At 69.4% G+C, this 24,476-nt stretch carries 23 protein-coding genes; 7 read left to right on the forward strand and 16 right to left on the reverse strand.

Translation table 11 applies throughout. The annotated features are described in order from the left end of the window. On the forward strand, positions 1-353 hold a 353-nt coding region (locus tag A33M_RS25075), incomplete at its 5' end, for a hypothetical protein (RefSeq protein ID WP_237718419.1). Positions 354-464: 111 nt separating this feature from the next. Here the strand turns inward: A33M_RS25075 and A33M_RS18740 are convergent. Next, a complete protein-coding gene (locus A33M_RS18740) occupies positions 465-722 on the reverse strand; it encodes a hypothetical protein (protein ID WP_008390497.1) in 258 nt (85 codons plus the stop codon). 324 nt (positions 723-1,046) lie between these two features. Here A33M_RS18740 and A33M_RS18745 point away from each other — a divergent pair, with 324 nt between their 5' ends. Then, positions 1,047-1,961 carry a hypothetical protein gene (locus A33M_RS18745; RefSeq protein ID WP_008390501.1) on the forward strand — a complete coding sequence of 305 codons (915 nt, stop codon included), beginning with the start codon at positions 1,047-1,049 and terminating at the stop codon, positions 1,959-1,961. Positions 1,962-2,161: 200 nt separating this feature from the next. On the opposite strand, the gene A33M_RS18750 is transcribed toward A33M_RS18745, so the two are convergent. The 6 genes from A33M_RS18750 to A33M_RS24500 all read right to left on the reverse strand — a co-directional run bounded on the left by A33M_RS18750 (position 2,162) and on the right by A33M_RS24500 (position 5,985). After that, a complete protein-coding gene (locus A33M_RS18750; protein WP_008390503.1) occupies positions 2,162-3,436 on the reverse strand; it encodes a phage major capsid protein in 1,275 nt (424 codons plus the stop codon). Positions 3,437-3,465: 29 nt separating this feature from the next. After that, entirely contained in the window at positions 3,466-3,975 is a 510-nt protein-coding gene (locus tag A33M_RS18755) for an HK97 family phage prohead protease (RefSeq protein WP_008390505.1), read from the reverse strand. Between the two features lie 126 nt (positions 3,976-4,101). Further along, entirely contained in the window at positions 4,102-4,278 is a 177-nt protein-coding gene (locus A33M_RS24215; RefSeq protein ID WP_008390507.1) for a hypothetical protein, read from the reverse strand. Continuing rightward, on the reverse strand, positions 4,278-4,472 hold the full coding sequence (locus tag A33M_RS18760; RefSeq protein WP_008390509.1) for a hypothetical protein: 195 nt from the start codon (positions 4,470-4,472) through the stop codon (positions 4,278-4,280). The genes A33M_RS24215 and A33M_RS18760 overlap by 1 nt, the downstream gene beginning before the upstream one ends. Then, entirely contained in the window at positions 4,469-5,686 is a 1,218-nt protein-coding gene (locus tag A33M_RS18765; RefSeq protein WP_008390511.1) for a phage portal protein, read from the reverse strand. Before A33M_RS18765 ends, A33M_RS18760 begins: the two co-directional genes overlap by 4 nt. Before the next feature lie 146 nt (positions 5,687-5,832). Continuing rightward, positions 5,833-5,985 (reverse strand): hypothetical protein, encoded by a 153-nt coding sequence (locus A33M_RS24500; RefSeq protein ID WP_008390514.1) that lies wholly within the window; start codon positions 5,983-5,985, stop codon positions 5,833-5,835. An 885-nt stretch (positions 5,986-6,870) separates the two neighbouring features. Here A33M_RS24500 and A33M_RS18770 point away from each other — a divergent pair. Continuing rightward, complete coding sequence (locus A33M_RS18770) at positions 6,871-8,037, forward strand: EAL domain-containing response regulator (RefSeq protein WP_157223560.1); 1,167 nt, start codon at positions 6,871-6,873, stop codon at positions 8,035-8,037. Between the two features lie 34 nt (positions 8,038-8,071). Here the strand turns inward: A33M_RS18770 and A33M_RS18775 are convergent, their stop codons facing one another. Then, positions 8,072-8,596, reverse strand: coding sequence for a YcgN family cysteine cluster protein (locus tag A33M_RS18775; RefSeq protein ID WP_008390518.1), 525 nt, complete (start codon positions 8,594-8,596; stop codon positions 8,072-8,074). Positions 8,597-8,801: 205 nt separating this feature from the next. Here A33M_RS18775 and A33M_RS22570 point away from each other — a divergent pair, with 205 nt between their 5' ends. Together A33M_RS22570 and ilvD are read left to right on the forward strand one after the other, a co-directional pair. Next, positions 8,802-9,173, forward strand: a complete 372-nt coding sequence (locus A33M_RS22570; RefSeq protein WP_157223561.1) for a hypothetical protein — start codon at positions 8,802-8,804, stop codon at positions 9,171-9,173. Positions 9,174-9,395: 222 nt separating this feature from the next. Beyond that, positions 9,396-11,246: a dihydroxy-acid dehydratase gene (gene ilvD / locus A33M_RS18785; protein WP_008390523.1), complete on the forward strand. Its 1,851-nt coding sequence runs from the start codon at positions 9,396-9,398 to the stop codon at positions 11,244-11,246. Between the two features lie 413 nt (positions 11,247-11,659). On the opposite strand, the gene A33M_RS18790 is transcribed toward ilvD, so the two are convergent. The 5 genes from A33M_RS18790 to uvrC all read right to left on the reverse strand — a co-directional run bounded on the left by A33M_RS18790 (position 11,660) and on the right by uvrC (position 17,657). After that, on the reverse strand, positions 11,660-13,531 hold the full coding sequence (locus tag A33M_RS18790) for a potassium transporter Kup (protein WP_008390524.1): 1,872 nt from the start codon (positions 13,529-13,531) through the stop codon (positions 11,660-11,662). Positions 13,532-13,718: 187 nt separating this feature from the next. Then, positions 13,719-14,198, reverse strand: coding sequence for a molybdenum cofactor biosynthesis protein MoaE (locus tag A33M_RS18795; RefSeq protein ID WP_008390525.1), 480 nt, complete (start codon positions 14,196-14,198; stop codon positions 13,719-13,721). 208 nt (positions 14,199-14,406) lie between these two features. Then, positions 14,407-14,664: a molybdopterin converting factor subunit 1 gene (gene moaD / locus A33M_RS18800; RefSeq protein ID WP_008390527.1), complete on the reverse strand. Its 258-nt coding sequence runs from the start codon at positions 14,662-14,664 to the stop codon at positions 14,407-14,409. 8 nt (positions 14,665-14,672) lie between these two features. Beyond that, entirely contained in the window at positions 14,673-15,305 is a 633-nt protein-coding gene (gene pgsA, locus A33M_RS18805) for a CDP-diacylglycerol--glycerol-3-phosphate 3-phosphatidyltransferase (RefSeq protein ID WP_008390528.1), read from the reverse strand. 60 nt (positions 15,306-15,365) lie between these two features. Then, positions 15,366-17,657, reverse strand: coding sequence for an excinuclease ABC subunit UvrC (uvrC, locus tag A33M_RS18810; protein ID WP_008390530.1), 2,292 nt, complete (start codon positions 17,655-17,657; stop codon positions 15,366-15,368). A 173-nt stretch (positions 17,658-17,830) separates the two neighbouring features. Between uvrC and ku the strand changes: the two genes are divergently transcribed. Next, positions 17,831-18,763, forward strand: a complete 933-nt coding sequence (gene ku, locus A33M_RS18815) for a non-homologous end joining protein Ku (protein WP_083850554.1) — start codon at positions 17,831-17,833, stop codon at positions 18,761-18,763. A gap of 137 nt (positions 18,764-18,900) precedes the next feature. Here the strand turns inward: ku and A33M_RS18820 are convergent, their stop codons facing one another. From A33M_RS18820 to A33M_RS18830, 3 genes are all read right to left on the reverse strand, one after another. Beyond that, positions 18,901-19,974, reverse strand: a complete 1,074-nt coding sequence (locus A33M_RS18820) for a class 1 fructose-bisphosphatase (protein WP_008390538.1) — start codon at positions 19,972-19,974, stop codon at positions 18,901-18,903. A gap of 421 nt (positions 19,975-20,395) precedes the next feature. Then, positions 20,396-21,601, reverse strand: coding sequence for an alpha/beta fold hydrolase (locus A33M_RS18825; RefSeq protein WP_008390540.1), 1,206 nt, complete (start codon positions 21,599-21,601; stop codon positions 20,396-20,398). A 499-nt stretch (positions 21,602-22,100) separates the two neighbouring features. Beyond that, positions 22,101-23,615: a malonate--CoA ligase gene (locus A33M_RS18830; protein WP_008390542.1), complete on the reverse strand. Its 1,515-nt coding sequence runs from the start codon at positions 23,613-23,615 to the stop codon at positions 22,101-22,103. Between the two features lie 261 nt (positions 23,616-23,876). Between A33M_RS18830 and A33M_RS18835 the strand changes: the two genes are divergently transcribed. Further along, positions 23,877-24,407, forward strand: a complete 531-nt coding sequence (locus A33M_RS18835) for a hypothetical protein (protein WP_008390547.1) — start codon at positions 23,877-23,879, stop codon at positions 24,405-24,407. Positions 24,408-24,476 lie beyond the last annotated feature (69 nt).

Genomic DNA, 24,476 nt, shown 5'->3' on the forward strand with positions numbered 1-24,476 from the left:
GTTCGCGCCGCAACGCAGCCCGCGTCCGAGTTTCCAAACGGGCTCTCACGACCGGCGTCCAGCCCACACGCTGCGGCGCGGACGCAGGACTCGGCGCCGCCGGACCGGGATCGGCGAAAGCGATCGACGATCCGTCGTCGGCCTGGCCGGTGCGGCTTCCGGATGCTCCTCCGGAGCCCGCGCGTCGATATGGTCGCACGCATTTTGTGCGCCCGTATTTTGTCGGCCCGTATTTTGTTGCGGCGCCGGGATGTCGCGACGAACGCGATGTCGCAAGGAATGCGATGTCGCAAGGACTGCGATGTCGCAAGGACTGCGACGTCGCAACGCGGATGTCGCAACGACAGTCATGAGCTCGCTCGCGAGGCCTCGCCGGTCTCGCGCGCGAGCTTTTGTTCGTCCGTCTATCGTCCGTCGTGTCGCCCGAACCCGTGCGTCGGAACGTCCGGCGGCCGAGCGAACCCTCAGCGGACGGTCTTCACCGTGACGACCTCGGTGCAGTTGGTGCCGACCACGCCGGCCGGCGCGCATTTGCGGCTGGTCTCGTAGACGGTGACGGGCGCGGCCGGCGGCACCACCGACGGCTCGGCCGGCGCCGCCGCGGCGGTGGCGGTCGCGGGGGTCTTGCCGGCCAGGGCGGCCTGCTTGGAGGCGGTCGGGAATTTTCCGTAATAGGCGAGACCGGCCAGAACGGCGACGAAGACGATCAACAGAGCGCGCATGACGTCTCTCCAATGAGGGCGTCCGGCCAGCTCGAGGCAGCGACGAGGTTCGTTCGGCCGACCGCCAAAACCAAAAATGAGCAGTGCAGCAATTCCCACATCTGGCGGTAGCGAGAGACACCGGCCGGGTCAAGGGGCAAAGCGGCGGTCGCTTGCGGTTTTCGTGCGCCCGCGCGAGCCCGCCGCGCTCCGGTGCGCGCTCCCGTGCCGGTGGTGGCGATCGGAACCACACTCCGAAAACCCCGTTGTCCCGGAAGCGCTCCGCCTGCGCGCCGTCCGCGCGCGCCGAGTGCGACCCGCAGCCGACAATCCGAGGAGATCGACATGCAGATGCGACCCCTGGCCGTGCTCACCGGGGTGGTGGCCGGCGCCATCGTCCTGACGCTGCTGTGGCCGTTCCTGGCCGACGACCGCGGTCCGGCGCCGCAATCGACCCGGGTGGCCGATGCCGGCGGCACCACCGTGCCGCAGGGCGCGAGCACGTCGGACGCCACCACCGGCGCCGGCGGTGCCGGTGGTGCCGGCGACACCGCGGCGGCGCCGCAGCAGAACGCCTCGCAGCCGAACGCCTCGCAGCAGAGCGGCTCCCAGCAGAGCGGCTCGCAGCCGAACACTTCGCAGCAGACCACTTCGCGGCAGAACACGTCCCAGCAGGGCGGCTCGCAGCAGAGCGCGCAATCGAACGCCCCGGTGACGGAAGGCACCGGCGCCGCGACCGCCGCGCCGGGTGACTCCCAGCCGGTGGTGATGACGCCCGACGGACGGCGCACCGCGCTGGCGCCGATCGTGACGGCAGTGCCGCCCGGCCTCGCCGCCACCGCCGCCCGCTCGACGCCCGGCGAGCGCCGCCTCGGCCTGCACACCGGCACCGCCGAGCTGGCGCGGCAGTCGGCGACCGGCCCGGCTCCCACCGCGCCGCCGCCGGAGGAGTACATGGCCGCGCAGCGGGCCCAGCAGGCCCAGAACCAGCAGGCTCAGAACCAGCAGGCGCAGAATCAGCAGGGGCAGCCGCAGAACCAGCAGGCGCAGAACGGCCAGTCCGGCTCGAACCAGGGCGGCATGATCGGCACCCCGCTCGGCGCCACCGACGGCCAGCCGACCACCACCGGTCAGGCCTCGCCGCTGTCGATGCCGCCGATGGCCGACAGCGACAAGCAGGCGGTGCGGTTCAAGACGGGCCTCGCGTGCTCGCGCTTCCTGGCGGCGTACACCTGCACGGTGACCTACACCCGCATCTGACGCGCAAGCGGCTGGCCTGCACCGGCTCGCCGCAAGCGCCTCGCAGCGGCGAGACGACACGCACGGTCGGGCGGCTCGCCCGATCGTGCGAGCCGGATCGAGAAATCCGGATCGAGAAATCCGGATCGTGCGACTCTGAAAAAATCCCGGCGGCTCCGCTGGGATTTTTTTGCCGTTGCGCAAGGCCGTCGCGCGCGGCCTCAGCTCGCGGAAAACTTCAGCAGCTTGATCGCGTCGAAGTCCTGCACGCCGCCGCCGACCCGCTTGGTGGTGTAGAACAGCACATAGGGCTTCGCCGTGTAGGGATCGCGCAAGACCCGCACGCCCGCCCGGTCGACCACCAGATAGCCGCGACGAAAATCGCCGAAGGCGACCGCGAGCGCGTTCGCGCCGATGTCCGGCATGTTGTCGTCGGAGACCACCGGGAAGCCGAGCAGCGTCGCCGGCGCGCCGGCCTGCAGGCCGGGGCTCCACAGATACTGTCCGGTGGTCGCATCCTTGAACTTGCGGATCACGCTCTCGGTCTTGCGGTTCATCACGAAGGTCGCGTTGTGGCGATAGCCGGCCCGCAGCGCATAGACGAGATCGATCAGCACGTCGGCCGCGTGCTCGGCCGGAAAGGTCGCGCCGCCGGCGGTGACGTGGCCGAGCTTGCCCCATTCCCAGGCGGAGTTGGCGACCGTGGCGTAGGTGAGAAAGCCCTTCGGGCAGGCGACGCCGTCGCCCGTGACGAAGGCGGTGCCTTCCTGCTCGGCAAACACCTGGTCGACCTCGGAGGCGAGCCACTGGTCGACGTCGATCATCGCGTCGTCGAGCAGCGTCGAGGTCGCCGCAGGCATGGCGTAGAGCTCCATGGTGGGGAAGCTCAGCTCGGTCAGCGCCGGGGTGTCGGTCTGCGGGCGGGCGTCGGCCTCGCCGACCCAACCGACCGCCGGACCCGAGGTCATGAACGGCTTCTTGTAGACGCTGCCGCTGACCACCCGGTTGCCGGCGATCGCCCGGATCGGCGACACGTCGGCGAGCCGGCGGCCGATCTCGCGCTCGACCTCGGGCGGCACCAGATAGCCGCCGTCGCCGGACGGGCCGCCGCTCACCGGATCGACCGACAGCGCCTTGGTCTCGGCGGCGTGCAGGGCGCCGGCGTCGCCGCGGCGGAGATAGACGTCGAACGCCGCCTTGTGCTCGCGCGCGGCGGGGTCGATCTCCTCGCCGCGGCCGAGCGAGGGGCGCAGGCCCTTCAGCGCGATCTCGTCGACCCGCCGGCGCTGGCCGTCGAGAGCCGCGTCGATCCGGGCGAGCCGCTCGTCGACCAGCGGATCGCCGCCGCCGCGCTGCATCAAGCCCTCGAGGCGGGCGTCGTTCACCGCCTTGTACTCCTCGAAGCTGCGCATCAGCGCGTCGATCTTGCCGCCGACGTCGGGACCGGCCTTGGTCTCGGGCGAAGCCGGGACGCGGTCGATGAAATCGATGTCCATGGTTGCTCCTCGGGATGACGAAAGAGGGATCAGGGGTGGTTCGACTGCGAGCGCCGCCGTTCTCGCACGGCCGTCGGGGGACGTGATTTTCCGGCGGCCCGCACACGGGCGCCGGCGAGCAGCGGGAAGGTGACGATCGAGATCTCCCAAAGATCGATCGCCTCGAGTTTTCGCACCCGCGTGCGCGGGTCGACGCGACCTTTGACGGTCCGAAAACCGATCGACAGACCGTCGATCGCGCCCTCGCGGACGAGTGCCAACACCTCGCGGGCGCGCAACACCTCGGGGATCAGGCGGCCACGGGCGCGCAGCCCGCGAAAATCCTCCTGGAGGTCGAGCCACACGCCGATCGGCTCGGACGGATCGTGCTGGAACAGCATCGGGATGCGGCGCAGGCCGCGGGTCCGCAGCGTCTGCGCGAAGGCGCCGGGCATCACCATGTCGCGGGCCTGGTCGATCTCGCAGAACAGCGAGGCGTAGCCTTCGACGGTGCCGTCGTGCTCGATGGTGGCGAGCGGGCGCAACGAGGGAGCGAGCATGGCTTTTCGGTCCGCGACGTGATGTCGTGAGTAGGAAGACGGCCGGACGGCACGGTCCGGACCCCATCCTTCGAGACGGCCGCTTCGCGGCCCCTCGGGATGAGAACGGAGCCCGTTGCCGCGGCATCACTTGTCGCGGCGGCGGCGCGGCCTGGTGCGCTTGGCGATCGTGATCACGTGGCGCCGCTCGAGCCGGTCGGCCCGGTCGAGCCGGTCGATGAAGTCGCGAAACACCTCGGTGTGATCCGGGCGCGAGCGGGTGTCGCTGCGCAGGCTGCGCAGCACGGCGTGCAGCGTGTCCATCAGTGGAGCCTCCGGTTCCGATGCCGGTCGTTGAAGCGCGAAAGCGCCTGGACGAACTCGTCGAAGCGGCGGTTGGCGGCGGCGAGCTCGCGCAGCGCGACCACCAGAAGCGCGCTCGACGACGACGCCCACAGGAAGAGGGCGAGATGGGCGAGGTCGCCCCGCTCGATGACGGATTTCAGCGGATCGATCATTCGTCGCCGCGGTCGTCGGGCCGCTCGTCATACGAGGCGGCACCGGTCTGCCCCTCGGCGAAGTGATCCGCCGGGCCGAAGCCGACCATCGCCCGCTTCTCGTCGGTGGTGAGGAACGAGGCGCCGGCCACCCGCTCCCACAGCGCGGCGCGGTCGTCGGCGAGCGCGTCCACGCGATCGGTGTCGATCTCGAGCCGCAGCGAGGTGGAAAAGCTCGGGGCGAGCCATTGCGCGAGCGCGGCCGCGATGCGGCTCGCCAGCGGCAGCACCGTGTGGCGCCACAGCGCGCGGTTCGCCTCGTGATAATTCGCATACGTGTTGTCGCCCGGAATGCCGAGCAGCATCGGCGGCACGCCGAAGGCGAGCGCGATTTCGCGCGCGGCGCTGTTCTTCGCTTCCAGGAAATCCATGTCCTTCGGCGACAGCGACATCGCCTTCCAGTCGAGCCCGCCCTCGAGAAGCAGCGGACGGCCGGCATTCACCGCGCCCTGATAGCTCGTCTCGAGTTCACGCTTGAGCCGTTCGTACTGATCCTCGGCGAGCACCGCGCCGTCCGGCCCCGCATAGACCAGCGCGCCGGAGGGGCGCGCGGCGTTGTCGAGCAAGGCCTTGTTCCAGCGTGCCGCGGCATTGTGGATGTCGACCGCGACGGCGGCGGCCTCGAGCGCGCCGAGCCCGTAATGATCGTCGAGCGGGTTGAACTGCGCGAGATGCAGGATCGGCGGCACCTCGCCCGTCTGCTCGAACCGCACCGTGCGGCCGCACACCGTGTAGTCGTAGGCCCGCGCCCAGCCGTCCGGCCCCGGCACCACCCGCATGCGATCGGGCCGGAGCGCGAACAGCTCGCGCACCGCGCCGTCGAGCAGCACCGCCTCGACATAGGCGTTGCCGGAAATGATCAGATGCGCGGTGACGGCTTCGAGAAACGCCGCGCCGTCCTGACGCGGGTTCGGCCGGGCGATGAGATCGGTCAGCGGATGGCGGTCGTGCGGCGTGCCGTCCTCGTAGACGAGGAGCGGCAGCGCGGCGACGTTCTCGGCCACCAGCTTCACCGCACGGTGCACCACGGCGTTGCGGGAAAAGCCCTCGCGGGCGAGCGCGGTGTAGTCGCGCGTGGTCCAGCGTGCGAACCCCGCCCCCTCGATACGGATCATGCGGGCGGCGCGCGAGGCCTTCTGCTCGCGCGCCCACAGGCGGGAGAGTCGCTGCAGCATGACGATGTCCGATTGATGCGCGAACGCGGGAGCGGTGTGCCGAACGGCAAAAAAAGACCCGCCGGGCGTGTTTCACCCGCCGGGTCGTGGTCGGTCGTCGTGACGTCTCACCGGCCGGCGGAGGCACCGCCGGCCGCTCGAAACGATCAGCCGAACATCCAGAGATAGACCAGCGCCATCGCGATGGCGCCGAGGCCGACGCCGAAATAGAGCACGTAGCGCACATTGTGCCCGGTGGTGCCCTGGCGGGCCTCCGGAGTGCTCTTCACGATCACGGGCTCGTCGGTCGATCGGTCCATGATTTACCAGCCGGTCGGAGTTTTTGTTGTCGGAGTTTTCTCGCACGTCCCGTCGCCCTCGCGGCGGCCACCGCGAAGCGGGGTGACGCGCGCGCAAAAGCCGGCGGTGGCCGAGTGTCGCGGGTCAACGCCGCGGCGACGACGACGTTCCTTGCCGGAGGTTTGCCGGGGCCCAGGGAGAAGAGCGGTTCGGGCCGCTGCGGCGGCCCGCCGTCTCGACGCAATTTCGGAGCGTGCCGAAACCTTACCCGAGGAGCGTCACGCTGTCAAGGATCAAAATCCGTTTCGAGGATTTTTTTCTGGTGAGCGCACCCTCCCCGCGGTACCCCGCCGCGAATCGGCCTCGTCGCCGATCGGCGGTTGGCGCCGGCGAAGCCGCGGCGCCGGGCACGATCGGCAGGCGGTCGCGGCGCGATCCACAGAAATCGCGAAATTTTTCTCGACCACCGACCGACCCTGCGCCGGCCTCGAATTCCCGCAACACGTGTGGTCGCCAGATCACCCGGCCGGCGAGACTAGCCGTTCGCGCGTCACCCGCCGCCGCCGCCGCGGAGCCGGCGCAAGCCACTGTGCTGCGGGAGTTTCCGCAGCCGTTCGGCGCATGCACACGGTTCCGTGAGTATAGCCCGCCGCCGCGACTTCGCGAATACGCATCGTATTCGACGAAAAACCAGTGAAACCGAAACGTTCAGTTGCTTCTTGTCAAATCGGCATTTGGGCAAGGAGCGTCACTAACATGACACCCCGGTCGCACGCTCTGCGCCGCAGATGGCACGTTGTCCTCCGCCGGCGTGTCGCGGCCACCCCCGACGAGACCCAGATGACCGAGAGATGTCAGATCAGCACTTCGTCACACCCATGCGTCGCCGCTTCGGCCGCCGACGCATGACGCCGCACGCCGGCATCGCGACCGCCGAGCCGCATGCCCGCGCGTTTCTCTGCGAGACGCTCGCCGAGCTGGGGTTCGTCGTGCACGCCTGCGCCGACGCCCACGACGTCGCCACCGAGAACGCCGCGGTGCCGTTCGATCTCGTGGTGCTGCCGCTCGCCGGCGAGGCCCGGCCCGCCGCCGAGGTGCTGCGCGTGCTCGCGAGCGCCCACAGCGAGGCCGCGGTGCTGCTGATCGGCGGCCGTCACGCGCTGCCGCTGGCGGCGGCGTTCTCGCTCGGCGAGGAGCTGAAGCTGTCGATGCTGCCGCCGCTGACGGCGCCGTTCCGGGTCGACGAGCTGGCCGCGCGGGTCGCCCACATCTGCCCGCCACGGGCGCCGCTGCAGGCGCCGGTCGATCTCGACGAGGCGCTCGCCAGCGGCTGGCTCGAGCTGTGGTATCAGGCCAAGGTCGACCTCAAATCGATGCTGCCGCAGGGCGCCGAGGCCTTGTGCCGGCTGCGCCATCCGCATTGGGGCATCGTCGAGCCGGCGAGCTTCTTGCCGAACGGCGCCGATCCGCCGATGCGGGCGCTGTCGGAGTTCGTGGTCGAGCGGGCGATGGCCGACTGGCTGACCTTCGCCCGGCAGGACACCCCGCTCGCGCTCGCCGTCAACGTGCCGCTCGCGATCCTGCGCGAGCCCGACTTCGTGCGCTTCCTGTGGAGCCGGGTGCCGGCCCATCCGCAGTTCGGCGGCCTGCTGATCGAGGTGAACGCGAGCGAGATGGTGCGCGACCTGGACGGCGCGCGGGCGGTCGCCCGGCAGCTGCGCTTCGCCAATATCGGCCTGTCGATCGACGATCTCGGGCCGGAATGGCGCGAGTTCGCCGCCCTGCCCGACTTTCCGTTCGTCGAGATCAAGGTCGACGCCGCGGTGGCGAGCGGCTGCGCGGTCGATCCCGAGAAGCGCGCGGTGTGCAGCGGCATCGTCGAGCTCGCCGCCCGCCACGGCGTGCCGACGGTCGCCGAGGGCATCGAGTCCGCCGAGGATTTTTATGCCACCCGCGAGCTCGGCTTCGATCTGCTGCAGGGCTTCGTCTGCGCCCGGCCGATGGAGCCGCGAAAATTCGTCAAGACGCTGCCCCGCCTGCCGATCGAGGTGACGCCGAACGGCCCGCGCTGACCCGGATGGTCCGCGGCGATCAGGGCCGCGGCGATCAGGGCCGCGCCGAGCGTCGCGCCCGCGCCGGGATGCGGGTCGGCCAGGTGACGATCCGGTCCTCGAGCTCGTCGGCGCCCATGTCGTCCTCCGACAACCCGACCCGCCCGCGCACCGAGACACCGGCGGCGTGCACCGTCTCGGGGTCGCCCGACACCAGCGGATGCCACCAATAGAGGTCGCGCCCCTCGGCGATCAGGCGATAGCCGCAGGTCTTCGGCAGCCATTTCAGGCGCGGCACGTTGGCGGGGGTCAGGCGGTCGCAATTGTCCACCTGCGCCTGCCGGTTCGGATAGTCGCGGCAGCGGCAGCTGTCGCCGTCGAGCAGGCGGCAGCCGACGTCGGTGTAGTAGATCTCGCCGGTATCCTCGTCCTCGAGCTTGTTGAGGCAGCAGCGCCCGCAGCCGTCGCACAGGCTCTCCCACTCCCCCGCGGTCATCTCGGCGAGGGCCTTGCGCTTCCAGAACGGGAGATCGGCGGGCGCCGGATCGGCAGGCGGGGAGGCAACCGGGGAGGCGGGCATCGAGGCTCCTTCGGGGGCGGCCGGTTCGGCCGGGGCCGGCAGCGCTGGCGCCAGCGCTGAGATGTCACCGGATCGTGCCCGACGCAACCACCCGACGGCCGTCGCGGCGCGGAACGGGCCGCAGGCGCGGCCGTTGCGCCCTGGAGGTCCACCCCGGAGGGTGGAGCACGCCGGCCGGGCCGGCATCCCGAAAACGGAGCACGACATGTCGAATACGCTTCCCGTGACGATCGCCGCGGCCCTCCTGCTCGCCGTCGCCGGCCACTCCCCGGTGCGGGCCGACAATGCCGGCGGCATGTCGGCGACCTCGAGCGGCACCACCGACGAGGGCTCGACCGACGCCTCCCGTGCCGGCCCGGGACGCGCCGGCACCGGAGGCGATCAGAACCCCGGCGCGCGGGCACCGGCGAGCGCAGCGAGCCAGAGCGGCCCCGGCACCACCGATCCTGGCACCACCGGCGCGGCCACCGGCGGACGCATCGGCCCGCCCGCCTCCGGCAAAGGCCCCGGCGGCACCGGCTCGAACGCGGCGACCTCCGGCACGCCGGCCGCCGGCTCGACCTCCGGCACCCGCTGACCCGGCACCCCGACCCGGCACCGCCGACCCGGCCGGCGCGAGCGCGACGGCGGCCCGTGCGGCGGGCCGCCGTCACATCTGCACGAGGCGGGTGGCCTCGGCGAAGGCTTCGCGGTAGAACGCGTCCAATCGGCCCGAAACGCGCTGCTTGCCGGTCGGAACCCGCACCGACCGGGGCACGCCGGGCGACTGTCGCCACGCCAGGTTCTCCGAGGTTCTCCCATGCCGCAGTATCGCTCTCGCACGACGACTCACGGTCGCAACATGGCAGGGGCCCGCGGGCTGTGGCGCGCCACCGGCATGAAGGACGGCGACTTCGGCAAGCCGATCATCGCGGTGGTGAACTCGTTCACGCAGTTCGTGCCGGGCCACGTCCACCTGAAGGATCTCGGCCAGCTGGTCGCCGCCGAGATCGTCAAGGCGGGCGGCGTGGCGAAGGAGTTCAATACCATCGCGGTCGACGACGGCATCGCGATGGGCCACGACGGCATGCTCTACTCGCTGCCGTCCCGCGAGATCATCGCCGACTCGGTGGAGTACATGGTCAACGCGCACTGCGCCGACGCCATGGTGTGCATCTCCAACTGCGACAAGATCACCCCCGGCATGCTGATGGCGGCGCTGCGGCTGAACATCCCGGCGGTGTTCGTGTCCGGCGGGCCGATGGAGGCCGGCAAGGTGAAGCTCCGCGGCAAGACCCGGTCGGTCGACCTGATCGACGCCATGGTGATGGCCGCCGACGACCGCGAGACCGATGCCGACGTGACGGCGATGGAGCGCTCGGCCTGCCCGACCTGCGGCTCGTGCTCCGGCATGTTCACGGCGAACTCGATGAACTGCCTCACCGAGGCGCTCGGCCTGTCGCTGCCCGGCAACGGCACGCTGGTCGCCACCCACGCCGACCGCAAGCGGCTGTTCGTCGAAGCCGGCCATCTGATCGTCGATCTGTGCCACCGCTATTACGAGCAGGACGACGCCTCGGTGCTGCCGCGCGCGGTCGCGAATTTCGCGTCGTTCTCGAACGCGATGACGCTCGACATCGCGATGGGCGGCTCGACCAACACGGTGCTGCATCTGCTCGCCGCCGCGCAGGAAGCCGAGCTCGACTTCACCATGGAGCACATCGACGCTTTGTCGCGAAAAGTGCCGGTGCTGTGCAAGGTCGCCCCCTCGGTGCCGGACGTCCATGTCGAGGACGTGCATCGTGCCGGCGGCATCATGGCGATCCTCGGCCAGCTCGACCGGGCCGGCCTGATCGACGGCAGCGTCTCGACGGTGCACACGAAAACGCTCGCCGAGGCGCTCGACCGCTGGGACGTCGCCCGCACCAACAGCGAGGCGGTGCAGACGCTGTTTCGCGCCGGGCCGGGCGGCGTGCCGAGCCAGACCGCGTTCAGCCAGGACCGCCGATGGGAGGCGCTCGACCTCGATCGCCAGAAGGGCGTGATCCGCGACTCCGACCACGCCTTCATGAAGGACGGCGGGCTCGCGGTGCTGGCGGGCAACATCGCCACCGACGGCTGCATCGTGAAGACCGCGGGCGTCGACGCCTCGATCCTGACATTCTCCGGCCCGGCAAAAGTGTACGAGAGCCAGGACGCGGCGGTGGAGGGCATTCTCGGCGGCAAGGTTTTGCCGGGCGACGTGGTGGTGATCCGCTACGAAGGCCCGCGCGGCGGCCCCGGCATGCAGGAGATGCTGTACCCGACCAGCTACCTCAAGTCGAAGGGGCTCGGCAAGGTGTGCGCGCTGGTCACCGACGGGCGGTTCTCCGGCGGCTCCTCGGGGCTGTCGATCGGCCACGTCTCGCCGGAGGCGGCCGAGGGCGGCGCGATCGGGCTGGTGGAGAACGGCGACACGATCGAGATCGACATCCCGAGCCGCAGCATCCGCCTCGCGATCTCCGACGAGGAACTTTCGCGCCGCCGCGACGCGATGATCGCCAAAGGCGACAAGGCGTGGCAGCCGGAAAACCGCAACCGCAAGGTCTCGAAGGCGCTGCAGGCCTATGCCGCGTTCGCCACCTCCGCCTCGCGCGGCGCGGTGCGCGAGGTGCGCCCGGTGGCGCGATGAGGGCCTCGGCCCTATAGGCCCGTAGCCCGTAGGGTGGACAGAGGCGAGCAAAAGCTCGCCGTGCCCACCATTGTCGGCACACGATCGTCCGTCACCGGTGCGCACGCTTCGCCGTGCGCACCCTACGGTCTCGCCGGGCCCACCATCGCCCACCGAAGCTTCCCCTCACCCGGAGGCCTCGCCCCGCTCGGCCTCCGACCTCGCCCCGCAAGCGGGGCGAGGTGAAAAGAAGAGATCGGTGCAACTGCCCTTCACCTCTCCTCGCATGCGGGGCGAGGTGACGAGAGACGCGGCACGGCGCCGGGTCTCCCTCTCCCCGCACGCGGAGAGAGGGTCGGGGTGAGGGGCATTTTCCTCCGTGATCCGTCGCCGACGTGATCACACGAGAGACGTGATCACACGAGAGCAGCGCCTCAAATCTCCAGCTGGGTGCCGAGCTCCACCACCCGCTCGGTCGGGATCTTGAAGAACACCGTCGCGCGCGTCGCGTTGAGCGCCATGAAGGCGAACAGCCGCTCGCGCCACAGCTGCATGCCGGGATAGAGGCTCGGCACGATCGTCTCGCGCGACAGGAAGAACGACGTCCTCATCAGATCGATGTCGAGGCCGAACGCCTTGCAGGCGGCGAGCGCGGCCGGCACGTCGGGCGTCTCCATGAAGCCGTAGCGCACCGTCAGCCGATAGAAGCCGCTGCCGAGATCGGCGAGCGCCAGCCGTTCGGCCGGGGCGACATAGGGCGTGTCGGCGGTCTTGATGGTGGCCAGCAGCACGCGCTCGTGGACGGTCTGGTTGTGCTTGACGTTGTGCAGCAGCGCGGGCGGCACGCCGTCGGGCGAGGCGGTGAGAAACACCGCGGTGCCGCGCGCCCGCGAAATGTCGGGGCCGAGCGAGCGCAGCACCGAGTCGAGCGGCACCGACTGGCGATTGAGCTGCTTGCGCACCAGCTCGCGCCCGCGCTTCCAGGTGGTCAGCACGGTGAACGACAGGAAGGCGATGAACAGCGAGAACCAGCCGCCATGGGTGATTTTCAGGAAGTTGGCGGAGAAGAAGGCGAAGTCGACCACCAGCAGCACGCCGACCAGCGCGATAACCAGCGCGCGCGGCCAATGCCAGGCGAGCACCATCACGAAGGCGACCAGAATGGTGTCGATCATCATGGTGCCGGTGACGGCGATGCCATAGGCCGCGGCGAGATTGCTCGACGACTGGAAGCCGACCACCAGCGCGATCACCGAGAGAAACAGCGTCCAGTTGGTGAAGGGCACGTAGATCTGCCCCGCCTCGTCGCCCGAGGTGTGGACGATCACCATGCGCGGCAGCAGGCCGAGCTGCACCGCCTGACGGGCGACCGAGAAGGCGCCGGAGATCACCGCCTGCGAGGCGATCACGGTCGCGAGCGTCGCCAGCACCACCATGCCCGGCACCAGCCAGGCCGGAAACAGCCGGTAGAAGGGATTTTCCACCGCCGTGGGGTTCTGCAGCAAGAGCGCGCCTTGGCCGAAATAGTTCAGCATCAGCGCCGGCAACACGAAGCAGAACCAGGTGAGGCGGATCGGCAGGCGGCCGAAATGGCCCATGTCGGTATAGAGCGCCTCGCCGCCGGTGACGGCGAGCACCACCGCGCCGAGCGCGAAGAAGGCGAGCAGCGGATCGCCGGCGATGAAGGCGACCGCCCAGCGCGGATCGAGCGCGGCCAGCACGTCCGGCGTCGCGACGATGGCGTTGAGCCCGGAGACCGCGAGCGTCGCGAACCACACCAGCATCACCGGGCCGAACACGAGGCCGACCATCCCGGTGCCCTTGCGCTGGACGAGAAACAAGGCGCTCAGCACGACGGCCGTCACCGGCACGATGTAGGGCCCGAGCTCGGGGGTGATCACCTCGAGGCCTTCGACGGCCGAGAGCACCGAGATCGCCGGGGTGATCATGCTGTCGCCGTAAAACAGCGCGGCGGCGAAGATGCCGAGCAGCGTCAGCGGCACCGAGACGCGGTAACCGCGGGTGAGGTCGGTCACCAGCGCGAGCAGCGCCAGGCTGCCGCCCTCGCCGTGATTGTCCGCCCGCATGATGATGGTGACGTACTTGACGGTGACCAGCAGCATCACCGTCCAAAAGACCAGCGAGAGCACGCCGAACACGCTGTCGGCGGTCACCGCGATCGGGTGGTGTCCGGCAAATGTTTCGCGCAGCGCATAGAGCGGGCTGGTGCCGATGTCGCCGTAGACGACGCCGAGCGCGCTGACCAAGAGCCCGGCGAGCTTTTGCTGCTGCTTCTGTTCCGCCATGCCGCGGTCCCCCGGAGGCTGCCCCGCAGGCCATGGCGCCAGAATTCGCCGCCGCCACCTTGACGTGCGTCAAGCCGATGCTGCGCCGCATCGAAACAGGATGAAGGGGACGTGGACGGACGTATTTTTTTCCACCGGCCGTCCAGCGGCCCAGGTCGCGGCCGTCTGGAACCGGACCGGGGAGGCTCTAAACCTTCGGCGCGCTGGCAGGAGCCTTCCAGCGGGCGGCAGCGGTGTCGTCGTGATCCTTGGCCTCGACCCAGCCGGCGGAGGTGCCGTCCAAGCCCTCCTCCTTCTTCCAGAAGGGCGCCTCGGTCTTCAGAAAATCCATCAGGAACTCGGCCGCCTCGAAGGCGGCGGCGCGGTGCGAGGAGGTGGTCACCACCAGCACGATGAGGTCGCCCGGCTCCAACCGGCCGTAGCGATGAATCACCGTGACACCCATCAGCGGCCAGCGCGCCTCGGCCTCGGCGACCCAGCGGCCGATCTCGGCCTCGGCCATGCCGGGATAATGCTCGAGCGTCATCGCGGCGACCGCGCGGCCGTCGTCGGCGCCACGGCACAGGCCGGTGAAGGTGACGACGGCGCCGATGTCGGTGCGCCCGCGCGTGAGGGCCGCGACCTCGGCCGCGGTGTCGAACGGCTCGCGCTGGATGCGGACGGTCATGGCGAATGGGTCATGGCAAATGGGTCATGGGAGTGGGTCATGGGAGGTGGATCATGAGAGGAAATTCGTCTCCTCTGGCCGCTCGTCCCCGCGCAAGCGGCGACCCAGTAAAGCCAAGAGCCTGGGTTCCCGCTTCCGCGGGAACGAGCGGAGTATTCCTTGCTCCTCGATCCCGGCGAATCGAACCGCGGTCGATTGCACCGAGACGTCACCCCCCCGTCATCGGCGGGAAGAAGGCGATCTCGCGCGCACCGGCGATCGCGGTGTCGGGCTTCACATGGGTGCGGTCGATCGCCGCGCGGATGGTCTTGCGGCTCTCGAAGGCGTGGGCATAGGCCTCGTCGCGGCCGGCGAGCCAGTCCATCAGCGCGCCGACGGTGGTCACCCCCTCCGGCGGCTCGACCGTCTCCTCGGTCTTGCCGACCCGCTCGCGCACCCAGGCGAAATACAGCACCTTCACGGCCATTCCGGCTCTCACTCCTCGGTCAGATGCAGAATTCCGGCGCGGAAATAGTCGTAGCCGGTATAGAGCGTCAGCAGCGCCGACACCCACAAGAGCACCAGCCCGGTGTCGGTCACCAGCGGGAAGCCGAGATAGGAGCGCGTCATCACCAGCTCGTCCCCGGCAAAGCCGGCGAGCAGGAAGCCGATCGCGACCAGCTGCACCGAGGTCTTCCACTTGGCGAGCCGGGTCACCGGCACGCTGACTTGAAGCTCGGCCAAGTACTCACGCAGGCCGGAGACCAGGATCTCGCGGCACAGGATGACGATCGCCGCCCACAGCGACCAGCCGACGATGGTGCCGTCCGCCGCCAGCATCAACAGGCAGGAGGACACCAAGAGCTTGTCGGCAATCGGGTCGAGCATGCGCCCGAAGCTCGACTGCTGGCCCCAGCTGCGGGCGAGCCAGCCGTCGAGGAAATCGGTGATGCCGGCGGCAATGAACAGCGCCACCGCCACCCAGCGCAGCCAAATCCCCCCTTCGAGGACGATCTGCCCGTACATGCAGCCGACCACCAGCGGCACCGCGACGATCCGCCCATAGGTGAGCAGATTGGGCAGCGAATAGGGCCGGGCCGGCAGCGGGCGGGAACTCACGATCTCCATGGACGCCAAGATAACCGTTACGAGGGCTCTCTAACAGTCTCCGCCGCGCACGAGACGCATTCAGCGGGGCTGATCGTGAAAATAGTCGTAGATCCGCCGCGCCGTCTCGTCGCTGACGCCCGGCACATGGGCGAGATCGGCGAGCGAGGCACGCTCGATCGCCTTGAGGGTGCCGAAATGCCGCAGCAGCGCGCGCTTGCGCGCCGGCCCGACGCCCGGGATTTCCTGCAGACCCGCCTCACGGATGTCGCGCTTGCGCCGCGCCCGATGCGACCCCACCGCGAACCGGTGCGCCTCGTCGCGCAGCCGCTGCACGAAATAGAGCACCGGGTCTCGCAGCGGCAGCCGGAACGGCTCGCGGCCCGGCACGTAGAATGTCTCCCGCCCGGCGTCGCGGTCGGGCCCCTTGGCGATGCCGACCAGCGGCACCCCCGCAACGCCCATCTCGCGCAGCATCTCCTGCACCGCCGCCAGCTGCCCCGGCCCGCCGTCGATCAGCACCAGATCCGGCCACGGCGATTCGGCAGACTCGTCTGCACTGTTTTGGTCGGTCGTGGAAACGTCGGTTCCGTCTTCCCGTCTCTCGTCGTCCGGAGGGGCCTCTCCCCTCGTCTCTTCCACCTCTCCCCGCTTGCGGGGAGAGGTCGGATTCGATGCCGCAGGCATCGAATCCGGGTGAGGGGGCGTCTCCTCCGACACCGAAGCGCCGCCACCCCTCGGCCCGACCCTCTCCCCGCCAGCGGGGAGAGGGAGAGCCGGCGCCTCTCCCGTGGCCGAGGCCGAGTCGGCCCCCGAAAAAGATCCCCCCTCCTCCAGCAAGCGCTTGAAGCGGCGCTGAAACACCTCGCGCATCATGCCGAAGTCGTCGCCCGGGGCGATGTCGGTCGAGCGGATGTTGAATTTTCGGTACTGGCTCTTGCGGAACCCGTCCGGCCCGGCGACCACCATCACCCCGACCGGGTTCGAGCCCTGGATGTGGCTGTTGTCGTAGATCTCCACCCGGCGCGGCGGGCGCGGCAGCCCGAACGCCGCGGCGAGCGCCTCCAGAAGCCGCTGCTGCGACGCCGTCTCGGCGAGCTTGCGGCCCAAGGCTTCGCGCGCGTTGGCGAGCGCGTGGTCGACCAGCTCCTTCTTCTCGCCGCGCCGCGGCACCGCGACCTCGACCTTGTGCCCGCTCTTGAGCGACAGCGCGTCGGCGAGCAGGCGGCACTCCTCGATGTCGTGCGACAGCAGGAGGAGCCGCGGGCACGGCTTGTCGTCGTAGAACTGGGCGAGGAAGGCGGCGAGCACCGCCTCCGGCGCGAGCGTGCGGTCGGCCTTCGGATAATAGGCGCGGTTGCCCCAGTTCTGCCCGGCGCGGAAGAAGAAGACCTCGACGCAGACGAAGCCGCCCTCCTGGTGGAGCGCGAAGACGTCGGCCTCCTCGACGCCGCGCGGATTGATGCCCTGGTGCGACTGCACCATCGCGAGCGCCGCGAGCCGGTCGCGCAGCACGGCGGCGCGCTCGAAGTCGAGCGTTTCGGCGGCGGCGTCCATTTCGCGCGCGAGCTCCTCCTTCACCGCCCGGCTCTTGCCGGACAAGAAGGCCTTCGCCTCGGCGACCAGCCCGGCATAGTCGGCCTCGGAGATTTCGCCGGTGCAGGGCGCCGCGCACCGCTTGATCTGGTGCAGCAGGCACGGCCGGGTGCGGCTCTCGTAGACGGAGTCCGCGCACGAGCGCAGCAGGAAAGCGCGCTGCAGCGCGGTGATGGTGCGGCCGACGGCGCTCACCGCCGCGAACGGCCCGAAATAGGCGCCGGCCCGGTTGCGCGCGCCGCGGTGCTTGACGATCTGGGCCGGCAGGCCGTCGTCGCTGATCAGGATGTAGGGAAACGACTTGTCGTCGCGCAGCAGCACGTTGAAGCGCGGCCGCAAACGCTTGATGAGGTTCGCCTCGAGCAGCAGCGCCTCGGTCTCGGTCGCGGTGGTGACGAACTCGAGCGAGACGGTCGCCGCCACCATCCGGGCGATGCGGGTCGAGAGGCCGTTCGGCCGGGCATAAGACGTCACCCGCCGGCGGATGTCCTTGGCCTTGCCGACATACAGAACCTCGCCATCGGCGCCGAACATGCGGTAGACGCCGGGCGCGGTCGGCGCGAGCCGGGCATGCCGCAGGATCACCGCCCGCCCCGCCCCCAGGCTGCCCGGCGCCACCGGCGCGTCGAGATCGACGTCGGACAACTCGGGCAGGCCGGCGGCCACATCCTCGGTCTCGTCCTCGGTCCCCTCTTCGATCCCGTCCTCGGTCTCGGGAGCGGGCGCGGTCTCGTCCGCCGAAACGGTCGGGTCCGGGATGTCGGTCGGCTTCTGCATGGGCGTCATATGGCATGGCCGGGCGCGCGTTGCGACGGGGTTCGTGCCGAACGTTCGCGCAGCGAGGCCGACCGCACCGGCAGCGCATTACCACCCGGCAAATGCCCGCTCGCGAGTCGGAACGGCGGTTTCGGGCCCGCGTTGAGTCGGCGTTGTTCACGGAGTACCCCGCCATGGCCCCGCGTGCGAACTGGAAAGGTCATCTCCGCCTGTCGCTGGTCTCGTGCCCGGTGGCGCTCTATCCCGCAACCTCCGACAGCCAAAAGGTGCGTTTCCACCTGATCGATCGCGAGACCGGCCACCGCATCCGCATGCAGAAGGTCGATGCCGAGACCGGCGACCCGGTCGAGCCCGGCGACATCGTGCGCGGCTACGAGACCGACGACGGGTTCGTCGAGATCACCGACGAGGATTTGTCCTCGATCGCGCTGGACAGCTCGCGCACCATCGACATCACCCGCTTCGTGCCGCGCAGCGAGATCGACGACCTCTACAATGTGCGGCCCTATTACATCGTGCCGGACGGTGCGGTGGGCCAGCAGGCCTTTGCGGTGATCCGCGAGGCGATCCGGCAGCACGACATGGTGGCGCTCGGCCGCGTGGTCTTGTCCACCCGCGAGCACGTCATCGCGCTCGAGCCGCGCGGCAAGGGTTTGCTCGGCACGCTGCTGCGCTACCCCTACGAGGTGCGCGACGAGCGCGACTATTTCGACGACATCCCCGAGGAGAAGACGCCGAAGGAGATGATCGCGCTGGCCGGCCACATCATCGAGACGATGAAGGGCGACTTCTCACCCGACGAGCTCGAGGACCGCTACGAGACGGCGCTGCGCGAGCTGATCGAGCGGAAGGCGGGCGGCGAGACGATCACCCCGCAAAAGAGCGAGCAGCCGGCCAAGGTGGTGAGCTTGATGGATGCGCTCAAGCGCAGCATCGCCGCGCAGGACGACGGCGGATCGGGCTCTTCGGGATCGGGATCCCGGGAGGCCGGCTCCGGCGGGCGGAGCAAGGCGCCGGCATCCCGCAGCGCGTCGGGCTCACGGGCGAAATCGTCGCGCGGCCGCGCGTCGTCCCGCTCCGGCCAGACCCGGCGCAAGGCCGGGTGAGCCGGGTGATATGACGGGCGCCGCGGGGAAACGCTCCTGGGCATGGACTCCCGGGTCCCCGCTTTCGCGGGGACGAGCGGAGCCAATGCACTTGCGCGGCGGAGCCGATGGCTCGTGTGCCGCGCCGCCGTACTGCGCTACTTCGCCGCCTGAAACAGCTCGGTGGTCTCTTCGAGCTTCGCCGTCTGGTAGCTGCGGCCCGACGAATCGCGGTGATAGGCCTCGATCCGCTCCACCTCCTCGCGCGATCCGAAGATCAGCGCGATGCGCTGGTGCAGTTTTGTCGGCTTCACCTCCATGATGCGGTCCTGGCCGGTGGTGGCGATGCCGCCCGCCTGCTCGGCGATCATGGCAATCGGGTTCGCCTCGTACATCAGCCGCAGCTTGCCCGGCTTGCCGGGGTCGCGGGTGTCGCGCGGATACATGAACACGCCGCCGCGAATCAGGATTCGGTGACAGTCGGCGACCAGCGAGGCGATCCACCGCATGTTGAAGTCCTTGCCACGCGGACCCGGCTTGCCCTGCAGGCACTCGTCGACATAGCGCTTCACCGCCGGCTCCCAGAACCGCGCGTTGGAGGCGTTGATGGCGAATTCCTGGGTGGTCGGCGGCATCTTGATGCGCGGGTGCGTCAGCACGAACTCGCCGAGCACCGGATCGAGCGTGAAGCCGTGAACCCCGGTTCCGACCGTGATGACCAGCATGGTCGAGGGTCCGTAGATCGCGTAGCCGGCGCATACCTGCTTGACGCCCGGCTGGAGGAAATCCTCCGGCCGCGGCTCGACGCCCGGATTGGGCGCGCGCAGAATCGAGAAGATGCTGCCGACCGGCGCGTTGACGTCGATATTGGAGGAGCCGTCGAGCGGATCGAACAGCAGGAGATATTTTCCGCGGGGATAGCGCGCCGGGATCGCCCACGGCACGTCCATCTCCTCGGACGCCATGCCGGCGAGCTGGCCGCCCCACTCGTTCGCCTTGACGAACAGCTCGTTGGCGATGACGTCGAGCTTCTGCTGCTGCTCGCCCTGCACGTTGATGCTGCCGGCGGCGCCGAGCGCCCCGCCGAGCGCGCCGTTCGAGACCCGCCGGGCGATCGCCTTGCAGGCGAGACCGACGTCGATGATCAGCGCGCTGAAATCACCGGTCGCCTCCGGAAACCGGCGGCGCTCCTCGATCAAGAATTGTGAAAGCGTCGTGTGATCGGCGAGCATCGGTCTCTCCTGATCGAAACTGGAACGAGCGCCGTGCGGCGGGGTGCCGTTCCCCTTCGCGCCAGCGCCCCAACTCACTGCGGTACGAAGCACATTCTCCATGCGAACCGGTCCATTTCGCGACGAGAAGGCGCTCCTCCAATCCACGACGAGCAGGCTGCACGGGGGGAAAGCCGAGGGGGCATCATTGCTGCCGCCACGCGGACCGTGGTCGGCTTCGCTCGCTCGCGTTCGTGAATTTATAGTCCCGGGATCGCACGAAAACCACGATGATATTTGATCACGATCAAAAATGGTCTCGCTCGCCGGATCGTGACCGCAAGTAGGCCTCGGCCCTGCAGCGCGAGGCCGAGGCGGCAGAGGCGGTCGGCGACCGCCTCCGGCCGAAAGACGCCCGAAGGATGCGGGCGCAGACCGCCGATCAGGCGGTGGCGCCGGCCTCGCCGGGGCTTTTCGCCGCACCGTCGCCGCCCCGCTCGCCGGTCCGCCCGGCCTCGCCCGCCGGCGCGCGGGCCTCGCCGGTCTCGCCGGTCTCGCGCGCCTCGCCCGCGTCCGAGATCGCCGCGTGTGATTCCGCGAGGCCACTCCAGAACTCGCGATGCGTGCGGAAGAACTCGTCCGCCACCTCGAACTGCGGGAAGGCGCCGGTCGGATACACCTTCATGGTCCAGTTCGGCCGCGACTTCAGGATGCGCGCATAGGAGAAGTCGGTGAAGTCGCCGCGCACGCCGTGCGTCATCAGCACCGGCACGCGAAGCTGCTCGTAGACGCGGGTGATGTCCTTGCTGAACAGATAGCCGCCGACGAAGTAAAACGGCGCGTGCTCGGCTCCCGGCTGGTGCGAGGTGAGGTAACAATAGTCCCACAAGCCCTCGTCGATGGCCTTCGACCCCCAGGTCTTCTCGAGATAGTAGCGGGCCGAGACGCGGGTGTTGAGGAGATCGAACACCGCCCGTCCCCACACCGGGAAGGAGAACGCCCCGTACAGCACCGGCATGCCGCGGTTGCTCTCCGGCGCTCCGTAATACGGCCCGCGCGAATCGAGCCCGGTGGGGCTGACGAGGGCGATGCTGCGGAACTCGCCGGGCGCCTCGACCGCGGCGCGGGCGAGGAACTCCGACGACAGCGACAGCGCCAGCGCGTCGATCGGCCCGTCGCCGTGGATGCGGCGGATCTCGTCGATCATCGTGTGGATGGCGTCGGTCATCAGCCGCGGCGTGTAGTCGCGCGGGCTGCGCTCGGAAAAGCCGAAGCCCGGCAGCTCGAGCGCGTAGACGGTGCGCTCGCGCATCGCCCGCTCGTAGATCGGCTTCACCTCGTAGGCGGAGGCCGCGGCGTTGATGCTGTGGATCAGCAGGAGCGGCGGCAGCGTCTCGCCGGCGCGCTTCGCCGCGGCGTCGCCGGCGGCCGGGCCGGCCGTGTAGTAGGACAGCCGGCCGGCGATGCCGTCCATGTCGCGCTGGTCGCCCGGCAGGGCGGGCGGCAGGCGCAGCTTGTGCGGGATGAACAGCGCGCTCGCGCCGATCCAGCCGAGCGCGGCCACCGCCGGCGCCACCGCGAGGCCGCGCAACAGCCCGCTGCCCGAGCCGCGTGCGTCACGCCGTGAAGAGGTTCGTCGATCGATCATCGTGTGGGCAACCCTGTCGAGACGGCGCGGAACGCGCCCGGAGATCACCGCCTCAACGTCCGTCGCCGGCGATTGGTTCACCTTCGGGAACTTTTGCGGGAGCGGGCGCCCCGAGCACAGGCTGCTCCCTCTCCCCGGCTACGGGCCGCTCGCGGGAGAGGCGACACGCAGAACGCCGAAGTGTTTCGACCGGCACCGCCCCACACTCCGCTCGTTCCCGCGCAAGCGGGAATCCAGGATCCTTTCCGTAGAACTCTGGGTCCCCGCTTTCGCGCTACGGCATGCACACAAGAGCAAAAAAGCGCGGGATTGCGGTGAGAAAGGTGGAATTCGCCAAGAACTCCGCCGTCATCGCCGGGCTTCGACCCGGCGATCCATCACATTGAATTAAAAACTGTTTTCTGATTTTTGATGGATGCGCGGGTCGAGCCCGCGCATGACGGACGCATGTAATAGAGGTGACGGTCCGCCGGACCGGCAACCGCGTCGAACAACCGTCTCAGGAGGCGTAGAGGTCCTTGTTCTGCTCGCGAAGGACGTTCTTCTGCACCTTGCCCATGGTGTTGCGCGGCAGCTCGTCGACGAACAGCACCCGCTTCGGCAGCTTGAATTTCGCCAGCCGCCCGTCGAGCGCCGACAGGATCTCGGATTCGGTCACCGTGGCATCCGGCGCCTTCACCACCACCGCGGTGACGCCCTCGCCGAAATCGGCGTGCGGGCAGCCGATCACCGCCGATTCCACCACGCCCGGAAGGACGTCGATCTCGCTCTCGACCTCCTTGGGATAGACGTTGAAGCCGCCGGTGATGATGAGATCCTTCGCCCGCCCGACGATGTGGACATAGCCGGCGAGATCGATTTTTCCGACGTCGCCGGTGATGAAGAAGCCGTCGGGGCGGAATTCCGCCGCGGTCTTCTCCGGCATCCGCCAATAGCCGGCAAACACGTTCGGGCCCTTCACCTCGAGCACGCCGATCTCGCCCTGCGGCACCGGCTGGCCGGTCTCGGCATCGGCGACCCGCACCTCGATCTCCGGCAGCGGGAACCCCACCGTGCCCGGGACACGGTCGCCGTCATAGGGGTTCGAGGTGTTCATGCCGGTCTCGGTCATGCCGTAGCGCTCGAGGATGGCGTGGCCGGTGCGCTCCCGAAACGCCTCGTGGGTCTCGGCCAAGAGCGGCGCCGAGCCGGAGGTGAACAGCCGCATGTGCGCCGTGAGTTTCTTGTCGAACTTCGGATGCGTCAGCAGGCGCACGTAAAAGGTCGGCACGCCCATCATGGTGGTGACGCGCGGCAGCGCCGCGACCACCTGATCGGCGTCGAACTTCTGCATCCACAACATCGAGCCGCCGGCCAGCATCAGCACCAGCGCCGCGGTGAACAGGCCGTGCGTGTGATAGATCGGCAGCGCGTGCAGCAGCACGTCGTCCTTGGTGAAGCGCCAGTACTTCACCAGCGTGTCGGCATTGGAGACGAGATTGCGATGCGTCAGCATCGCCCCCTTGGAGCGGCCGGTGGTGCCCGAGGTGTAGAGAATGGCGGCGAGGTCGGTCGGCTCGCGGACGACGTCGGTGAAGCTCGTGGTCGCCTGCGCGGCGAGCGCCATCAGCGAGCCCCCGCCTTTGGCGTCGAGCGTCTCGAGTGTTGCGCCGTGCGCCGCCGCGACGGGGGCGAGGTTTTCGCGCTTTGCCGGATCGCACACCACCAGCCGCGGCTCGGCATCGCCGATGAAATAATCCAGCTCGGGCACCGTGTAGGCGGTGTTGAGCGGCAGATAGACCGCGCCGGCGCGCGCCACCGCGAGAAACAGCATCAGATTGTCGGGCGACTTCTCGACCTGCACCGCCACCCGGTCGCCCGGCACCACGCCGAGCCGCACCAGCGCATTGGCGAGCCGGGCGGTGCGCGCCAGCATGTCGCCATAGGTGATCCGCTCGCCGGCGGGGGTCTCGATCAGCGTCTTGCCGGGAGAGGGAATGCGGGCACGGACGAGAGAGAACAGGTTTCCGGACATTTGCGAGTTCCGAGGTTTCTTGCACGACACGACGGACGGCGGAATGAACGACGGGCGCGGCGGCGCCGCGTCCGGCATCATGGCGGGACGCCGCCCGGCGATCCATCCTGCAAGCCTCGCACGGGGTTCTTTTCCCGCGCAACACATGTCGGAGAGCGGTCCGGCGTCGGACCACGGCCACGCGGGAGGCTTTCACCTCGGACGCGCGAGGTTTTATGATGCTGCCGTCCCGACCGAGCGAGGGGTACCGAGCGAGGATTCGTGCACACACCCGGCAAATATCCGAGATCGTCGCACGAACGGGGCGGCCGCCCGGCCCGTGCCGGCCTCGACGACGAGGCGGCCGCGGTCGCCTCGCTGCTGGCCGCAGCGCCCGGAGCCCGCTCCGATCCCGCCGCCACCGAGGCCGCGGTGATGGAGGCGCTCGCGCTCGCCCCGGAAAACGTCGAGGCGCGGCTCGCCGCCTACCGGTTCTATTTCTTCGACCACCGGTTCGCCGAAGCCTTGCCGCATGCGGCGGCGCTCGTCGTCGCGATGGCGCGGCGGCTCAATGTCGCGACCGACTGGCGGGAGGTCCGGCCCGCGGACGCGGAGTTCTCCGCGGTCGAGGAGACGCCGAGCCTTTATCTGCAGGCGCTGGTCGCCTTCGGCTACGGCAATCTGCGGCTCGGCCGCACGGCGGAAGGGATCGAGGCGCTGGAGAAGGTGAAGGACCTCGATCCGACCGACCGCTTCGCCGCCCGCCGCTTGCTCGCGCTGGTCGCCGCGGGTGCGCCGGGCGACGACGACTGACGCCGACCTCGCACGAACGCTACGGCATGCACACAAGGGCAAAAAAGCGTGGGATTGCGATGAGAAAGG

The sequence above is a fragment of the Rhodovulum sp. PH10 genome (assembly GCF_000293785.1).
Classification (GTDB): Bacteria; Pseudomonadota; Alphaproteobacteria; order Rhizobiales; family Xanthobacteraceae; genus Rhodoplanes.

What these genes read in the sequence shown, in the direction of transcription:
- A33M_RS18740 (WP_008390497.1), bottom strand. Translation starts at nt 722, where the DNA reads ATGCGCGCTCTGTTGATCGTCTTCGTCGCCGTTCTGGCCGGTCTCGCC.
- A33M_RS18745 (WP_008390501.1), top strand. Translation starts at nt 1,047, where the DNA reads ATGCAGATGCGACCCCTGGCCGTGCTCACCGGGGTGGTGGCCGGCGCC.
- A33M_RS18750 (WP_008390503.1), bottom strand. Translation starts at nt 3,436, where the DNA reads ATGGACATCGATTTCATCGACCGCGTCCCGGCTTCGCCCGAGACCAAG.
- A33M_RS18755 (WP_008390505.1), bottom strand. Translation starts at nt 3,975, where the DNA reads ATGCTCGCTCCCTCGTTGCGCCCGCTCGCCACCATCGAGCACGACGGC.
- A33M_RS24215 (WP_008390507.1), bottom strand. Translation starts at nt 4,278, where the DNA reads ATGGACACGCTGCACGCCGTGCTGCGCAGCCTGCGCAGCGACACCCGC.
- A33M_RS18760 (WP_008390509.1), bottom strand. Translation starts at nt 4,472, where the DNA reads ATGATCGATCCGCTGAAATCCGTCATCGAGCGGGGCGACCTCGCCCAT.
- A33M_RS18765 (WP_008390511.1), bottom strand. Translation starts at nt 5,686, where the DNA reads ATGCTGCAGCGACTCTCCCGCCTGTGGGCGCGCGAGCAGAAGGCCTCG.
- A33M_RS24500 (WP_008390514.1), bottom strand. Translation starts at nt 5,985, where the DNA reads ATGGACCGATCGACCGACGAGCCCGTGATCGTGAAGAGCACTCCGGAG.
- A33M_RS18770 (WP_157223560.1), top strand. Translation starts at nt 6,871, where the DNA reads ATGACGCCGCACGCCGGCATCGCGACCGCCGAGCCGCATGCCCGCGCG.
- A33M_RS18775 (WP_008390518.1), bottom strand. Translation starts at nt 8,596, where the DNA reads ATGCCCGCCTCCCCGGTTGCCTCCCCGCCTGCCGATCCGGCGCCCGCC.
- A33M_RS22570 (WP_157223561.1), top strand. Translation starts at nt 8,802, where the DNA reads ATGTCGAATACGCTTCCCGTGACGATCGCCGCGGCCCTCCTGCTCGCC.
- ilvD (WP_008390523.1), top strand. Translation starts at nt 9,396, where the DNA reads ATGCCGCAGTATCGCTCTCGCACGACGACTCACGGTCGCAACATGGCA.
- A33M_RS18790 (WP_008390524.1), bottom strand. Translation starts at nt 13,531, where the DNA reads ATGGCGGAACAGAAGCAGCAGCAAAAGCTCGCCGGGCTCTTGGTCAGC.
- A33M_RS18795 (WP_008390525.1), bottom strand. Translation starts at nt 14,198, where the DNA reads ATGACCGTCCGCATCCAGCGCGAGCCGTTCGACACCGCGGCCGAGGTC.
- moaD (WP_008390527.1), bottom strand. Translation starts at nt 14,664, where the DNA reads ATGGCCGTGAAGGTGCTGTATTTCGCCTGGGTGCGCGAGCGGGTCGGC.
- pgsA (WP_008390528.1), bottom strand. Translation starts at nt 15,305, where the DNA reads ATGGAGATCGTGAGTTCCCGCCCGCTGCCGGCCCGGCCCTATTCGCTG.
- uvrC (WP_008390530.1), bottom strand. Translation starts at nt 17,657, where the DNA reads ATGCAGAAGCCGACCGACATCCCGGACCCGACCGTTTCGGCGGACGAG.
- ku (WP_083850554.1), top strand. Translation starts at nt 17,831, where the DNA reads ATGGCCCCGCGTGCGAACTGGAAAGGTCATCTCCGCCTGTCGCTGGTC.
- A33M_RS18820 (WP_008390538.1), bottom strand. Translation starts at nt 19,974, where the DNA reads ATGCTCGCCGATCACACGACGCTTTCACAATTCTTGATCGAGGAGCGC.
- A33M_RS18825 (WP_008390540.1), bottom strand. Translation starts at nt 21,601, where the DNA reads ATGATCGATCGACGAACCTCTTCACGGCGTGACGCACGCGGCTCGGGC.
- A33M_RS18830 (WP_008390542.1), bottom strand. Translation starts at nt 23,615, where the DNA reads ATGTCCGGAAACCTGTTCTCTCTCGTCCGTGCCCGCATTCCCTCTCCC.